Annotated in this window: 13 protein-coding genes; 12 read left to right on the forward strand and 1 reads right to left on the reverse strand. The window is 64.0% G+C overall.

Annotated elements, in window-relative coordinates; translation table 11 throughout:
• Positions 1-145: 145 nt before the first annotated feature.
• From AC0L16_RS07005 to AC0L16_RS07040, 8 genes are all read left to right on the forward strand, one after another.
• Positions 146-445 carry a hypothetical protein gene (locus AC0L16_RS07005; protein ID WP_077381969.1) on the forward strand — a complete coding sequence of 100 codons (300 nt, stop codon included), beginning with the start codon at positions 146-148 and terminating at the stop codon, positions 443-445.
• Positions 446-534: 89 nt separating this feature from the next.
• On the forward strand, positions 535-1200 hold the full coding sequence (locus tag AC0L16_RS07010; protein WP_023800820.1) for a response regulator transcription factor: 666 nt from the start codon (positions 535-537) through the stop codon (positions 1198-1200).
• A complete protein-coding gene (locus tag AC0L16_RS07015) occupies positions 1184-2653 on the forward strand; it encodes an ATP-binding protein (RefSeq protein WP_473619806.1) in 1470 nt (489 codons plus the stop codon). Before AC0L16_RS07010 ends, AC0L16_RS07015 begins: the two co-directional genes overlap by 17 nt.
• 180 nt (positions 2654-2833) lie before the next feature.
• Positions 2834-3274 (forward strand): hypothetical protein, encoded by a 441-nt coding sequence (locus AC0L16_RS07020; RefSeq protein ID WP_473619807.1) that lies wholly within the window; start codon positions 2834-2836, stop codon positions 3272-3274.
• A 312-nt stretch (positions 3275-3586) separates the two neighbouring features.
• Positions 3587-4720 carry a c-type cytochrome biogenesis protein CcmI gene (ccmI, locus tag AC0L16_RS07025; RefSeq protein WP_473619808.1) on the forward strand — a complete coding sequence of 378 codons (1134 nt, stop codon included), beginning with the start codon at positions 3587-3589 and terminating at the stop codon, positions 4718-4720.
• A 3-nt stretch (positions 4721-4723) separates the two neighbouring features.
• On the forward strand, positions 4724-5167 hold the full coding sequence (gene ccmE / locus AC0L16_RS07030) for a cytochrome c maturation protein CcmE (RefSeq protein ID WP_473619810.1): 444 nt from the start codon (positions 4724-4726) through the stop codon (positions 5165-5167).
• Positions 5168-5172: 5 nt separating this feature from the next.
• Positions 5173-7167, forward strand: coding sequence for a heme lyase CcmF/NrfE family subunit (locus AC0L16_RS07035; protein WP_473619811.1), 1995 nt, complete (start codon positions 5173-5175; stop codon positions 7165-7167).
• Positions 7164-7628 carry a cytochrome c-type biogenesis protein gene (locus AC0L16_RS07040; protein ID WP_473619812.1) on the forward strand — a complete coding sequence of 155 codons (465 nt, stop codon included), beginning with the start codon at positions 7164-7166 and terminating at the stop codon, positions 7626-7628. The genes AC0L16_RS07035 and AC0L16_RS07040 overlap by 4 nt, the downstream gene beginning before the upstream one ends.
• Before the next feature lie 152 nt (positions 7629-7780).
• Here the strand turns inward: AC0L16_RS07040 and AC0L16_RS07045 are convergent, their stop codons facing one another.
• On the reverse strand, positions 7781-8050 hold the full coding sequence (locus AC0L16_RS07045) for a CopG family ribbon-helix-helix protein (RefSeq protein ID WP_473620021.1): 270 nt from the start codon (positions 8048-8050) through the stop codon (positions 7781-7783).
• 185 nt (positions 8051-8235) lie between these two features.
• Between AC0L16_RS07045 and AC0L16_RS07050 the strand changes: the two genes are divergently transcribed.
• The 4 genes from AC0L16_RS07050 to AC0L16_RS07065 all read left to right on the forward strand — a co-directional run bounded on the left by AC0L16_RS07050 (position 8236) and on the right by AC0L16_RS07065 (position 15216).
• The gene (locus AC0L16_RS07050) at positions 8236-9765 is read left to right on the forward strand and encodes a Do family serine endopeptidase (protein ID WP_473619813.1); all 1530 of its coding nucleotides are present in this window, start codon (positions 8236-8238) and stop codon (positions 9763-9765) included.
• A gap of 348 nt (positions 9766-10113) precedes the next feature.
• Positions 10114-10788, forward strand: coding sequence for a winged helix-turn-helix domain-containing protein (locus AC0L16_RS07055; RefSeq protein WP_473619814.1), 675 nt, complete (start codon positions 10114-10116; stop codon positions 10786-10788).
• Position 10789: 1 nt separating this feature from the next.
• On the forward strand, positions 10790-12259 hold the full coding sequence (locus tag AC0L16_RS07060) for a sensor histidine kinase (protein WP_473619815.1): 1470 nt from the start codon (positions 10790-10792) through the stop codon (positions 12257-12259).
• Entirely contained in the window at positions 12259-15216 is a 2958-nt protein-coding gene (locus AC0L16_RS07065) for a bifunctional [glutamine synthetase] adenylyltransferase/[glutamine synthetase]-adenylyl-L-tyrosine phosphorylase (protein ID WP_473619816.1), read from the forward strand. The genes AC0L16_RS07060 and AC0L16_RS07065 overlap by 1 nt, the downstream gene beginning before the upstream one ends.
• The last annotated feature ends 2 nt before the right edge of the window (positions 15217-15218 follow it).

Below are 15218 nucleotides of genomic sequence, written 5' to 3' on the forward strand. Positions count from 1 at the left end.
CTAGACTGGCGCTTGGATTTGCCGGATTGGGGCGGCGAAAATCACCGGGGTTGGTTGTCTCGCATACCAGGGGGTGAGATAGGCATGTGTTGCAGGCATTCGATGTTCATTTCACGTTCAGCACCGATGCGTTAGGACGCTGATCATGAAAACGCTTCGCTCCCACTTCCCAACCGCGACACTTGCGCTCTGCGCTGCCGGTCTGTTTGCGTCGCAGGCGACGGCGCTGCCGGTCGTCGTGCCCGAGCACAACCGGCCGATCGTCCTGGCCGCCTCCGACTGCTACGCGATCGGTCAGCAGGTCGCCGAGCAGAATGGCGGCACGCTGGCCAAGGCGTCGCAGTCGACGCGCGGTGGCCAGCCGGTCTGCGTCATCGTCGTGCTGGTTCCGGGCAAGGATGGGCAGCGTCCACGCCGCACGGAGATCGTCGTTCCGCTGAACTGATGCCTGCCGTATCCCAGGCGCTGGAATCGGCCTATATCTGACGTCCAGCTCCTCAACAGGCCGATTCTTCAACTGGGTATGATTCCCGCATGCGCGTACTCGTCGTCGAAGATGACAAGGATCTGAACCGGCAGATATCAGACGCGCTGGTCGATGCCGGCTATGTTGTCGACCGGGCTTTCGACGGCGAGGAAGGTCATTTCCTCGGCGACACCGAACCCTATGACGCCGTGGTGCTCGACATCGGCTTGCCGCAGATGGACGGCATCAGCGTGGTCGAACGCTGGCGGCGCGGCGGCCGCAAGATGCCGGTCCTGATTCTGACGGCGCGCGATCGCTGGAGCGACAAGGTATCCGGCATCGACGCCGGCGCCGACGATTATGTCACCAAGCCGTTCCACATCGAAGAGGTGCTGGCCAGGGTCCGAGCTCTTATCCGGCGCGCGGCCGGCCATGCGTCGTCGGAGTTGACCTGCGGGCCGCTGCGGCTCGACACCAAAGCCTCCAAGGCCGATGTCGACGGCGTGCCGTTGAAGCTGACGTCGCACGAATTTCGCCTGCTTGCCTATTTGATGCACCATATGGGCGAGGTGGTGTCCCGAACCGAGTTGGTCGAGCACCTTTACGATCAGGATTTCGACCGCGATTCCAACACAATCGAGGTCTTTGTCGGGCGGCTTCGCAAGAAGATGGGCATCGACATGATAGAAACCGTTCGCGGTATGGGCTATCGAATGCGTGAGCCGGAGGCGTAAGGCGGAACCGCTCAGACAGACTGCAAGGACGCCGCTTTCGCTGCGGTTCGGGCCGCGTTCGCTGGCGTTCCGGGTGATCGCCTTTTCCACGATCTGGGCGATACTCACCCTGATTGTCATCTTCACGCTGATCACGACGCTTTATCGCCAGGCGAGCGAGCGCGGTTTCGACAGCCTGTTGTCGGCGCATCTGTTCAATCTGATCGGCTCGGTCGGCGTGTCCGAAGGCGGTTCGCTGACCGGCGCTCCCGACCTGGGCGACCTTCGGTTCTCGGAGCCGAATTCCGGCTGGTACTGGTCGGTGGAGCCTGCGTCGGAAGGCGTGAGCGGTGAGTTGCACTCCTCCTCGATGACCAAGGCGATCCTGTCGCCAAGCGTCGCCGAGGTTCCGTTCAATGCCAGCTTCCAGCGCAGCTATGCGACAGAAGGCATCGATGGCGAGGAACTGGAAGTGTTCGAGAGCGAATTCGTTCTCGACGCGAAAAATCGCGCAGCGCGCTTCCGCGTCATGGGCAACAAGACCGAGCTCGAGCAGGAGATAAGCGCCTTCCAGCGTCGCCTGCTGACCTACCTTTCCCTGTTCGGCGTCGGCATGATCGCCATCAACGCCATCGCGATCCTGCTGGGCCTGCAGCCATTGCGCCGGGTCAGGGACGCTCTCGCCATGGTTCGCGAAGGAACCGCGCAAAGGCTCGACGGTCGCTTCCCTGCCGAGATCGAGCCGCTCGCCGACGAGACCAACGCGTTGATCGAAAACAACAAACGTATCGTCGAGCGCTCGCGGACGCAGGTCGGCAACCTCGCCCATTCGCTGAAGACGCCGCTGGCGGTGCTGATCAACGAGGGGCGGGCGCTCGGCGGCGCCAAGGGCCAGCTCATAGCCGAGCAGGCCGCCTCGATGCAGAAGCAGATTGACCATTATCTGCAGCGCGCCCGCGTTGCGGCGCAACGCGACAGTGTCGTCTACCGCACGCCGGTGGCGCCGCTGGTCCAGCGCATGGTGCGCGTGCTGCAAAAACTCAATCCGCAGACCGCTCTCTCACTTTCGCTGCCGGCAGTCGATATCGTCTTTGCCGGCGAACGCGAGGATCTGGAAGAATTGCTTGGCAATTTGCTCGACAACGCCATGAAATGGGCAAAGAGCGCGGTCACGGTATCGGTGGCGCCAATCTCCGGCAAGAAGACTGGCTCCGGCAAGAAGAGTGGCGCCGGCAAGGAGGGTGCTGTCAACCTGTTCGAGATCAGCATCGAGGATGACGGCCCGGGCATTCCAGAGGACAAGGCACGCGAGGCGATGAAGCGCGGACGGCGTCTCGACGAGACAAAGCCGGGCACCGGGCTTGGACTTGCCATTGTCGCCGACCTCGTCAACGAGTATGGAGGCGTTCTGGCTCTGGAACGGTCCAGCATGGGCGGGTTGAAGGCGGTGGTTCGATTGCGGAGCCTTCACTAGGCTCATGCTTTTTGCCGGGCCAGTCGACATTGATCGACGCTGCGTGATATTGCGGCATGTCGACTGGTCCCGGAGCCGTCGGCCGCGGCCAAATTTCCGACAAACATCGACACTATGGCCACGCCGACTTCCCCCGATGGCGGCGGCCCCCAGCTTTAACTCAAGAGACCGGTTTTTGGCATGAAGATTCGCGTCGCGCTCGTATCCGCATTGCTGGCCGTTTCCGGCTGCACGACGCTGGGCAACGGCCCGAGCGCCACGGTGACGCCGCAGCCGGCGGCAACGCCGCCAAGTGACGGCAAGATCGCGACGACGGTCATTTCCGCCATGGGCGGCGGCCTCGTCAGCGGATCGATCGGTACCGGCTTGAGCGATCCCGAAAAGCGCAAGGCGCTGGAGGCGGAATACAGGGCGCTCGAGTACACGGCGAGCAGCCAGAAGGTGACGTGGAAGGGCGATCGGTCGGCGCATTACGGTGAAGTCGTGCCCGCCCAGCCCTATCGTGTCGGCTCGCAGGACTGCCGACAATACACCCATACGGTCTTTACCGGCGCCGCCGGCGCCACTGCGCGCGGAACCGCTTGCCGCAACGCCGATGGCAGTTGGACGCCGCTGACGTAACGACCGGCCGGATAGTGCATGTCGCGCAAAAGTGTGCAGCGGTTTTGCGATAACGACATGCATTAAAACAAGAGTTCGCGCAACAGCATGCCCTCCGGGCCTGATCCAGGGCCCGACCCGAGGGTGTGCAGCGGTCTTGCGATGACGACAAGCATGAAAACAACTATCTAAAGCGCGTCGCATGACGCCGGTCGAACGCGACGCGCTTTAGGTCCGGTTGACATCAATCAAGGACATGCGACGCATCTGCCGTCAAAGCGTCGCAGGACGCCTGTGTTGGCAGGGCAGGGCTCTGCCGTTATTGGAAGAAACATGCTGTTCTGGGTCATAGCCGCCATTCTCACGCTGGGTGCAAGCCTGGCGGTTCTGCTGCCGCTGGCCGGCGGCCCGAAGGGTGGTTCGGCGAGCAGCGATCATGACCTTGAAGTCTATCGCGACCAGCTGTCCGAGCTTGACCGCGACGTGGCGCGTGGCCTGATCCAGCCGGCCGAGGCCGAAGAGGCGCGTGCGGAGATCGCCCGCCGCATCCTTCGCCTGGACAGTGCCGCCGACAAGGCTGCGGCGCGGCAGCCGTCGATGGCGACCAGGCTGGTTGCGACGGCCGCGGTCCTGGCGGTTCCGTTGGTCAGCTGGGGCTTGTACAGCCAACTCGGCTCGCCCGAGCTGCCGTCGCAGCCGCTCAGCGAGCGACTGGCCAAGAATCCCGCCGACAGTTCGGTGGACGAACTGGTGGCACGCGCCGAGGCCCATCTTGCCGCCAACCCGTCCGATGGCAGGGGTTGGGATGTTTTGGCGCCAATCTACCTGCGCATGCAGCGGTTCTCCGACGCGGTGACGGCCTACCGCAACGCCATTCGCCTCGACGGCGACAGCGCAGCCCGCCAGGCCGGCCTCGGCGAGGCGATCGCCAGCGCAGCGGGCGGCATTGTCTCGGCCGACGCTCAGGCCGCCTTCGAGGCGGCTCTGAAGCTCGATCCGGCAAATCCGAAGGCCAGCTTCTATCTGGCGATGGGCATGGCGCAGGAAGGCCGCATTGGGGAGGCGACGGCCGGCTGGCAGAAAATGCTCGCGGCCTTGCCGCAGGACTCGCCCTGGCGCGGAGCCGTCGAGCAGGCACTGGCCGAATCCGCCAGGCGCAGCGTTGCTTCGGGAGTGCCTGCAAAAGGCCCAAACTCCGGGGATGTCGACGCCGCGTCGTCGATGTCGCCGCAGGATAGGGAAGCGATGATCAACACCATGGTTGCGGGGCTTGATGAAAAACTGCGGCAAAACCCGCGCGATGCGGAAGGATGGATGCAGCTTATTCGTTCCTATGTCGTGCTAGGCAGGGCCGATCAGGCGCGCGACGCGCTCAATCGCGCTATCGCCGTTTTTGGCTCCGATAGTGACGAAGCGAAGAAATTCAACGCGTTTGCCGCCTCGCTTGGCCTGACGGCGACGGAGTAACAAATGACGCGCAAGCAGAAAAGACTGTCGGTGATCGCCGGAGGGTTGGCCTTCCTCGGTGCCGCCACCGGCCTGACCTTCTACGCGCTCGGCCAGAAGGCCTCCTACTTCTACATGCCCGCCGATCTGACCACCGCCAGCCTGCAGCCTGGGCAGCGTATCAGGCTCGGCGGCCTCGTCGAAAAAGGCACGATCGAGCGCGGTCAGGGGACCACCGTCGCTTTTTCGGTGACCGACAACCAGAAGCAGGTCAAGGTCACCTACACTGGCATTCTTCCCGACCTTTTCCGCGAGGAGCAGGGCGTCATCACTGAAGGCATTTTTCGCCCGGACGGCGTCTTCGTCGCCGACAGCGTGCTGGCCAAGCACGACGAGACCTACATGCCCAAGGAGGTGGCCGACGGCCTCAAGGCCAAGGGCGTGTGGCAGCAGAGCAAAAGTGAGTAGCGGCCTTGGTTGAAACCGGACATTTCGCGCTGGTCCTGGCGTTCGCGCTGTCCTTGGTGCAGGCGCTGGTGCCGCTGTTCGGCGCGCGTATCAACAGCCAGAAGATGATGGCCGTCGGCGCTCCGGTCGCGGTGACCGGCTTTGCCTTGACCTCTCTCTCCTTCGCGGCGCTGGCGACGGCTTATGCGACATCCGACTTTTCGGTGGCCAACGTCTGGGACAACTCGCATTCGCTGCAGCCGCTGATCTACAAGATCACCGGCACCTGGGGCAATCACGAGGGCTCGATGCTGCTCTGGGTGCTGATCCTGACCTTCTTCGGGGCGCTCGTCGCTGCTTTCGGCAGCAATCTTCCCGCGACCCTTCGAGCCAACGTGCTGGCCGTGCAAGGCGCGATCGGCGCCACCTTCTTGCTGTTCATCCTGGCGACCTCCAATCCGTTCGCCAGGCTCAATCCGGCGCCGATCGAGGGCCGCGATCTCAACCCGATCCTGCAGGATCTCGGCCTCGCCATCCATCCGCCACTGCTCTATCTCGGCTATGTCGGCTTCTCGATCTGCTTTTCCTTCTCGGTCGCCGCCCTCATCGAAGGCCGCATCGACGCGTCCTGGGCGCGCTGGGTGCGGCCATGGACGCTGGTCGCCTGGATGTTCCTGACCGGCGGCATCGCCATGGGTTCCTACTGGGCCTATTACGAACTTGGCTGGGGCGGTTTCTGGTTCTGGGACCCGGTCGAGAACGCCTCGTTCATGCCTTGGCTGGCCGGCACGGCGCTGCTCCATTCGGCGATCGTCATGGAAAAGCGCTCGGCCCTGAAGATCTGGACGCTGTTGCTGGCGATCCTGACCTTCTCGCTGTCGCTGCTCGGCACCTTCCTGGTGCGCTCCGGCGTGCTCACCTCCGTCCACGCCTTCGCCACCGATCCGACGCGCGGCGTGTTCATTCTCTGCATCCTGACACTGTTCATCGGCGGATCACTGGCGTTGTTCGCCTTGCGCGCCTCGAGGTTGACGGCCGGCGGCCTGTTTCATCCGATCTCGCGCGAAGGGGCGCTGGTCCTCAACAATCTGTTCCTGACCACGGCCACCGCCACCGTGCTGATCGGCACGCTCTATCCGCTGGTCGTCGAGGCCGTTTCAGCCGACAAGATTTCGGTCGGCGCGCCATTCTTCAACCTGACGTTCGGCCCGCTGATGGTGCCGCTTCTGGTCGCGGTTCCGTTCGGGCCGCTTCTCGCCTGGAAGCGCGGCGACATTTTCGCCGTCGCCCAGCGGCTGATGGCGGCCTTCGCCGCCGCGCTTCTGGCCGTGCTGGTGACGGCCTTGTTCATCGACGGCACGTCGGTGTTCGCAGCACTTGGCGTCGGCCTGGCCTTCTGGCTGATCTGCGGCGCGCTTACCGATATTGCCGTCAAGTCCGGCCTTGGCAGTGTCGCGCCCGCCATGATGCTCAGGCGCTTCGCCGGCCTGCCGCGTTCGGTCTTCGGCACCGCGCTCGCTCATCTCGGCCTCGGGCTGACGACGCTGGGCATTATCGGCACGCTTTGCTTCGGCACCGAGAAGATCCTGTCGATGCATGCCGGCGAGACCGTGCAACTGTCCGGCCACACGCTGCGCTTCGAGGGGCTCTATCCGGCCCAGGGGCCTAACTACAGCGAGGATCGCGGCCGCTTCGCCCTGCTCGGCGCTGATGGAAGCACCACCTCCGTGATCACCTCGTCCAAGCGCTCCTATCCGGTCCGACAGATGACGACGACCGAGTCCGGAATCAAGACGATCGGTTTCAGCCAACTCTACCTCTCGCTTGGCGACGAGGCGACCGACGGCTCCGTCGTGGTGCGGCTGTGGTGGAAGCCGCTGGTGACGCTGATCTGGGGCGGCGGTCTTGTCATGATGGCAGGTGCTGCGATGTCGCTGATGGACCGGCGGCTGCGCGTCGGCGCACCGTCGCGTCGCCGCCGCAAGTCGGCGGGCGCCGTGCCTTCCGCGAGCCTGCCATGACCGCAAGATTTTCACTGGCCTCTCTGATCCTGCTGCTGACGCTGTTGTTTGCCGGCGCCGCACTTGCGGTGAAGCCGGACGAGGTTCTGGCCGACCCGGCGCTCGAGGCGCGGGCGCGGACGCTTTCGGAAGAGCTGCGCTGCATGGTTTGCCAGAACCAGTCGATCGACGAATCCGATGCCGACCTTGCCCGCGACCTGCGCGTGCTGGTGCGTCAGCGCCTGGTCGCCGGCGATACCGACCGGCAGGTGATCGACTACATCGTTTCCCGCTATGGCGAGTTCGTGCTGTTGAAGCCGCGCTTCAGCCTGCGCAACGCGTTGCTCTGGGGCACGCCGGTCCTTCTGCTGCTTGCCGGCGGGATTTTCATCGTGCTGACCGCCCGGTCGCGCCGTTCGACGCCTGCGGCCATGCTCACCGCCGAGGAGAAGGCAGCGTTGGACAAGGTGCTGGGTAACTAACCCGGCCCCCGTCGCCATGTCGCCAAGACCACGGCCCGTGTCACGAATGCGATCCGCAAGGCGTCTGGCGGCGGCTGGATTGTCCCGCGCGATGAAGGCGATTTGCTGTTTGACGTCGTCCAGCGCTTCTCGCGACCAGGTGACGAACCGCTTCACGCCTTGTCCGCGCGCCGGGCTTCCGCTGCTTCGATGATGGCGTCGATTTCAGCCATGGCTTCGTCGTGCGGCACGACACGGCCAGCTGCCGCGTCGGCCATCCCGCGTTTGATGCCTTCGATGATCCCAAACTCGCGATCGACATAGGCCGATATTGCCTCGGCCGCGAGGAAGGATTTGCTGCGCTGCGTGTCGGCGGCGATCCGCTCCAGCTTCAGCTTGGTCTCGGACGAAACCCGAATTGTCATGGTGGCGCTTGCGGTCATGGTGAAAGCCTTGTGCTGAACTGTGTACAACATCGGGCAACGGGCGGGCGCAACCAAAGGGTTTGTGCCAGCAAACATTACCAAAATTTCACGCACTGGAAATGGCGCCGTAATGTGCGCGCCTCTATTTCTCTTGGCCGAGGATGCCGACCGGAGCGCATCCCTTGAAAGAGGATACGAGACCCATGAATATTGCCCCCAATTCACATTCCCGCACCCGCAAACGACTGATGGCTGCCGCCGCATCAGTGGCCATTGCCGGCGCGATCGGCTTCGGCGCGGTTGCCACCGGGACAGCCCCGGTGCTGGCCGAGGCCGTGCGTGTCGAGGCACCGCAGGTCCCGAGCTTCGCCGACGTGGTCGAGCGCGTTTCGCCGGCGGTCGTCAGTGTCCGCGTCAAAGCCAAGATAGAATCGACCGCCGACGATGGCTCCGACCTGCCCGACGCATTCGGCAATCTTCCCGACGATCCGCAATTGCGCCGCTTCTTCAGGGAGTTCCGTGGCTTTGGCGATCAGGATGGCCGGGATGGAATGCGACGTTTCGGACCCCGTGACCGCCAGCCGCGGCCGGTCGCTCAGGGTTCCGGTTTCTTCATTTCCGAGGATGGCTACCTCGTCACCAACAACCATGTCGTCGGAGAAGGCTCGTCCTTCACGGTGGTGATGTATGACGGCAAGGAACGCGACGCCAAACTGGTCGGCACAGATCCGCGCACCGATCTCGCAGTGCTCAAGGTCGAAGGCGACGGCAAGTTCACCTATGTCGACTTCGCCGATGATTCAAAGGTTCGTGTCGGCGACTGGGTCGTGGCCGTCGGCAATCCGTTCGGCCTTGGCGGCACGGTCACCGCCGGCATTGTCTCGGCCCGTGGTCGCGACATCGGCGCCGGTCCTTATGACGACTTCATCCAGATCGATGCCTCGGTCAACCGCGGCAATTCGGGTGGCCCGACCTTCAACCTCAACGGCCAGGTCGTCGGCATCAACACAGCGATCTTCTCGCCGTCCGGCGGCAGCGTCGGCATTGCCTTCGACATTCCCGCCTCGACCGCCAAACAGGTCGTGCAGGATCTGATGAAGGACGGCACCGTCCAGCGCGGCTGGCTTGGCGTCGAGATCCAGCCGGTCACTTCCGAAATCGCCGAATCGCTCGGGCTGAAGTCCGATAAGGGCGCGCTCGTTTCCAGCGCCCAGGACGATGGTCCCGGCAAGGAGGCCGGCATATCGGCTGGTGACGTCATCACTCAGGTGGACGGCAAGGACGTCACTTCGCCGAAGGAACTCGCCCGTCTGATCGGCGCCTACCCGCCCGGCAAGCCGGTCGACGTCACGCTATGGCGTGACGGCAAGAGTGAAACGGTCAAGGTCGATCTCGGCACGCTGCCTTCGACTGACAAGCAGGCTTCGGCGGACCAGCAGCCTTCCGCTCCGCCAAAGGCCGATACGCTGGCCGAACTCGGTCTCACCGTCACCAGGTCCGACGATGGCAAAGGGCTTGTGGTGACCGATGTCGATCCCGACAGCGATGCTGCCGATCGCGGCATCCAGCCCGGCGACGTCATCACCTCGGTCAATTCGACGGAGGTCAATGGCACCGAGGACGTTGCCAAGGCCATGGCCGACGCGGTGAAGTCGGGCCGCAAGGCGGTGCTGATGCAGATCACCCGCGACGACAGCAACCGCTTCGTCGCGCTGCCTGTCGCCAAGGGCTGACGTTCCAGACTTTTCCGATGCGGCGGTTTCAAATACCCCGAGCCGTCGCATGGGAAAGCACGGGGCTTGAATACGTTAGTCAGTCATCGTGTTCCGCCCCAGCGGCAGCGGGCTCCCATCGCCCGCTGCCGCTCGAACAGAGCATGACGATATGCTCAAGCAACAAAGCATGTCGCCCAAAAGCCTGCATCGAGCTTTGATCTAGAGTGTTGATGGATCGGGGTCAATAATGGTCCAAAACAAAGACTTACTGCTCGTTCTTGATTCACTTTGTTCGCGATGCACATCGAGGCCATGATGCCTATGGCGGCCACTCAATCTTCCAGCGAAATCGCGTATAACGGTGCCATGAAGATTCTCGTCATAGAAGACGATCGCGAAGCGGCCGATTACCTCCAGAAAGCCTTAACCGAGGCTGGGCATACCGCCCATGTCGCCGGCGACGGCGAAACCGGCTTCGCGCTCGCTGACTCCGGCGACTATGACGTGATGGTCGTCGACCGCATGTTGCCGCGCCGCGACGGCCTGTCGGTCATCGCCGGTCTGAGATCCCGGGGCAAGACTACGCCGGTGCTGATCCTGTCGGCGCTCGGCGAAGTCGACGACCGGGTCACCGGCTTGCGCGCCGGCGGCGACGACTACCTGACCAAGCCCTATGCCTTTTCCGAGCTTCTGGCCCGGGTCGAGGTGCTGAACCGCCGCGCCAGCGCCAGGGAGGCCGAAACCGTCTACCGGGTCGGCGATCTCGAACTCGACAGGCTGTCGCATTCGGTGCGGCGCGCGGCCCGCGACATTACGCTGCAGCCGCGCGAATTCCGCCTGCTGGAATATCTGATGCGCCATGCTGGGCAGGTGGTGACGCGCACCATGCTTCTGGAAAATGTCTGGGACTATCATTTCGATCCGCAGACCAACGTCATCGACGTTCACGTCTCGCGGCTGCGCGGCAAGATCGAGAAGGGTTTCGACAAGCCGATCCTGCACACGGTTCGTGGCGCCGGCTATATGCTCAAGAGCGGCTAGCATGGCCCTTTCCATGCCGGCCATCATGAAGACGACGGCGGCGCGGCTTTCGGCGCTCTATCTCCTGCTGTTCGCCATCTGTGCGGTGCTGCTCGTCTTCTACATGACCTCGCTGTCGGCGCGCATGCTGACCGGCCAGACGCAGGAGACCATCAACGACGAGGTGCTCGGCCTCGCCCGGGTCTATCAGCGCGGCGGCTTGCCGCTGCTGGTGCGCGTGGTCGAGCAACGCTCCCGCCAGCCCGGCGCCAATCTCTATTTGATCGCCGACGCCAACGGCCAGATCCTGACCGGAAACGTGCAGAGCCTGGAACCCGGCGTCCTTGAGGCCGAGGGCTGGACGACGGAGCCGTTTTCCTACCGGCGCTTCGGCGAGGGCGAGCTCGAGCGGCAACGCAACCCGATCGCCGACCCGAACGAACCCAGCCAGAGCGAAGCCCAGGTCGAAGGCGAGAAGGGCCACAACGCCATTGCCTTGGTGCTGCGCCTGCCGAACCAGATGATCATGCTGGTCGGCCGCGATCTCGGCGAGCCTGAGCGGTTCCGCGCCGTGATCCGCCGCGCCTTGACGTTGGCGCTCGGCATGATGGCGCTTGGCGGAATTTTGATCTGGATCTTCGTCGGCCGCGCGGCGCTGAAGCGCATCGACTCGGTGTCGCAGGCCAGCCGCCGCATCATGGGCGGCGACCTTTCCGGCCGGCTGCCGGTCACCGGGGCCGGCGACGAGTTCGATCGGCTCTCCGAAAATCTCAATTCCATGCTGGCCAGGATCGCCACGCTGAATGAAGGGCTGAAGCAGGTCTCAGACAACATCGCCCACGATCTGAAGACACCGCTGACCCGGCTGCGCAACCGCGCCGAGGCGACGCTCTCCGGCAAGTACAGTCCCGCCGACTACCGGCAGGCGCTGGAAGCGACCATTGCCGAGTCCGACCAGCTGATAAAGACCTTCAACGCCATCCTGATGATCTCAAGGCTGGAGGCGGGCTATTCCTCAGAAAGCACCAGCCAGGGAGATCTGGCTGCTTCGGTGCGCGATGTCGTCGAGCTCTACGAGCCGGTGGCGGAGGAGGCGGGTGTGACACTCGAGACCTCGGTGCAGGATGGCTTCGCCGTGGAAGGCAATCGCGAGCTGATCGGCCAGGCGCTATCGAACATCGTCGACAACGCGATCAAATATTCTGTCGACTCGACAGCCAAGCCGGCCGTCCGCGTGGCGCTCGATCGCGTCGGCAGCGAAATCAGGCTTTCCGTCACCGACAACGGCCAGGGCATTCCCGACGATGCCGATCGCGCCAGGGCGACCGAGCGTTTCGTGCGGCTGGAGAAGAGCCGCTCGCAGCCGGGTTCCGGTCTCGGCCTCAGCCTCGCCAAGGCGATCATGACATTCCACAAAGGGCGGCTTGATCTCCTGCCCGGCAATCCTGGATTATCCGTCGTCATGAGTTTTCCCGAACGGGAGGATCGCTGATGGCGGTGAAGGCGGCTGCGGAACCGACCGACTGGCTTCTGAAGCCGGCGGCAAAGCTCGTGCCTCTGGATCAGAACCGAGCCCGGCGGGAATTGTCGGAGATCGCTTCCGCAGCGCAGGAAGAGGGGCTTGCCGGGTTGGCGAAATTCCTGGCCGGCAAGGGCGCCGTCCAGGAGTTCCTCGCGGCAGTTTTCGACCTGTCGCCGTTCCTGCGCGGCACGGTGCGCCGCCGCCCGCAGATCCTGGCTGCGCTTTTCGATGAAACCGTCGAGGCGCGGCTGGCGTCGATCGGCGCCGCTATCGACAAGGCCGCGCGGGCGGAAGCCATCTCTGAAAACAGCCTGATGATGGAGTTGCGGCAATGGAAAGCGGAAGCGCATGTCCTGATCGCGCTGGCCGATCTTGCAGGCGAGGCCGAAACTGCAATCACAGTACGGCGGCTGAGCGATCTTGCCGACGCCTGCACCCGCGCTGCCGTCGATTTCCTGCTTCGCGACGCGCACGGACAAGGCAAGCTCAAACTGCCGGACCTCGAGGATCCGGCGCGCCGGTCGGGCTGGATCCTGCTCGGCATGGGCAAGCTTGGCGCGCATGAGCTGAACTTCTCTTCCGACATCGACCTCGTCGTTTTCTTCGACCCGCAAGCACCAGCAGTCGTCGATCCGCTCGATGCGACGGAGCTGTATTCGCGCCTGACCCGCCGGCTGGTCCGCATTCTCCAGGACCGCACCGAACACGGCTATGTTTTCCGCACCGACCTCAGGCTTCGTCCCGACCCCGGTTCGACGCCGCTGGCGATCCCGGTCGAGGCGGCGCTGCGCTACTACGAGGCGCGGGGCCAGAACTGGGAGAGGGCCGCAATGATCAAGGCGCGTCCGGTGGCCGGCGATCTTGATGCCGGTGCTGCGTTCCTGAAGGATCTCCAGCCCTACATCTGGCGCAAATACATGGACTATGCGGCGATCGCCGACGTCCATTCGATCAAGCGCCAGATCCACGCTCACAAGGGTCTTGGCGAGATCGCGGTGACGGGCCACAACGTCAAGCTCGGCCGCGGCGGCATCCGCGAGATCGAGTTCTTCGTCCAGACGCAGCAACTCATCGCCGGCGGCCGCTTCCCCGAACTGCGCGGCCGCGAGACGGTGCCGATGCTTGGCCAGCTTGCGGCACGCGGCTGGATCACCGTCGATGCGCGCGATACGCTCACAAGGCAGTACTGGCTCCTGCGCCGCGTCGAGCACGCCGTCCAGATGGTCGCCGACGAGCAGATCCATATACTGCCGGAAGATGACGAAGGGCTCGAACGCATTGCCCGCCTGCTCGGGTTTACCGATGCGGCGACCTTTGCCGAGGCGTTCCGTGCCGCACTCCATCAGGTCGAACGCCACTACGCAGCGCTTTTCGAGACCGCGCCCGAGCTTTCGGCGGGCATCGGCAACCTGGTCTTTACCGGCGATGTCGACGACCCCGATACGTTGCAGACCCTGCAGAGTTTGGGATTCCAGCGGGCGAGCGACATCTGCCGCGTCATCCGCGGCTGGCATTTCGGCCGCTATCGCGTCACGCAGTCGGCCGAGGCGCGCGAGCGGTTGACCGAACTGACGCCGGCGCTGCTGCAATCCTTCGGCCAGACGCGCCGGGCGGACGAGGCGTTGATACGCTTCGACGAATTCCTTGCCGGTCTGCCCGCCGGCATTCAGCTCTTCTCGCTGCTCCACTCCAATCCAGCTCTGCTAAAGCTGCTGGCGACAATCATGGGCGCGGCGCCCCGGCTGGCCGCCATCATCACGCGCCGGCCGCACGTGTTTGACGGCCTGCTTGATCCGGCCCTTTTGACTGAACTGCCGGACCGCGCCTATCTGTCCGGCCGTCTCGCCGCGTTCCTCGAAGGCGACAGGGCCTATGAGGACGTGCTCGACCGCTTGCGCATCTTTGCGTCCGAGCAAAAATTCCTGATCGGCGTCAGGCTGCTTGCCGGCTCGATCGATCCGGCGCGCGCCGGCCGTGCCTTTTCCGATCTGGCCGATCTCACCATCGACGCGGCGCTGCGGGCGGTCATCGCCGAGTTCGCGCTACGCCACGGTCGCGTCGCCGGCGGTACGGTTGCGCTGCTCGGCATGGGCAAGCTCGGCAGCCGCGAATTGACGGCCGGCTCAGACGTCGACCTCATCCTGCTTTATGATCACGACGCCGATGCCGAAGAATCCGATGGCGACAAGCCGCTGGCCCCGTCCCACTATTACGCCAGGATGACGCAGCGGCTGATAGCTGCGGTGTCAGCGCCGACCGCCGAGGGCGTTCTCTACGAGCTCGACCTTCGCTTGCGGCCGTCCGGCAACAAGGGGCCGGTGGCGACCCATGTCGATGCCTTCAAGAAGTACCAGCGCAAGGACGCCTGGACATGGGAGCATATGGCGTTGTCAAGGGCCCGCGCGATCGGCGGCGATCAAGCGCTATGCGCCGAGGTCGAGGCCGAGGTGGCACAGGTGCTTGCCTTGCCGCGCGACAGCGCCAAGGTGATAGCCGAAGCATTCGAGATGCGCGCGATGATTGAGAAGGAAAAACCGCCGCGCGATCTCTGGGACATCAAGCTGATCCCGGGTGGTCTCATCGATCTCGAATTCATCGCGCAGGTGGCGGTGATCACGGGAAAGGTCGAAGCCGGCCGCCGGGTCACCGGGACAGCGGACGTGCTGTCGAGGCTGGCGCCGGATTTCGCCGAGGCCCAGGTCAGGCAGGAGCTTTGCGATGCCTATGCGCTCTACCTGGCGCTGACCCAGATGACGCGGCTCTGCCTCACCGGCGTATTCGAACGGGACGACGTCCCGCCGGGGCTTTCGGATCTGCTTCTGGCGGTCACCGACCTTCCGGATTTCGGCGTGCTGGAAGCGCACCTCAAGGAGACGTCGCAAAAGGTCAGGAAGGATTTTGGCTTTCTGCTTCGTGCGAATGAGTAGTG

This window comes from Mesorhizobium sp. WSM4848 (genome assembly GCF_055811375.1).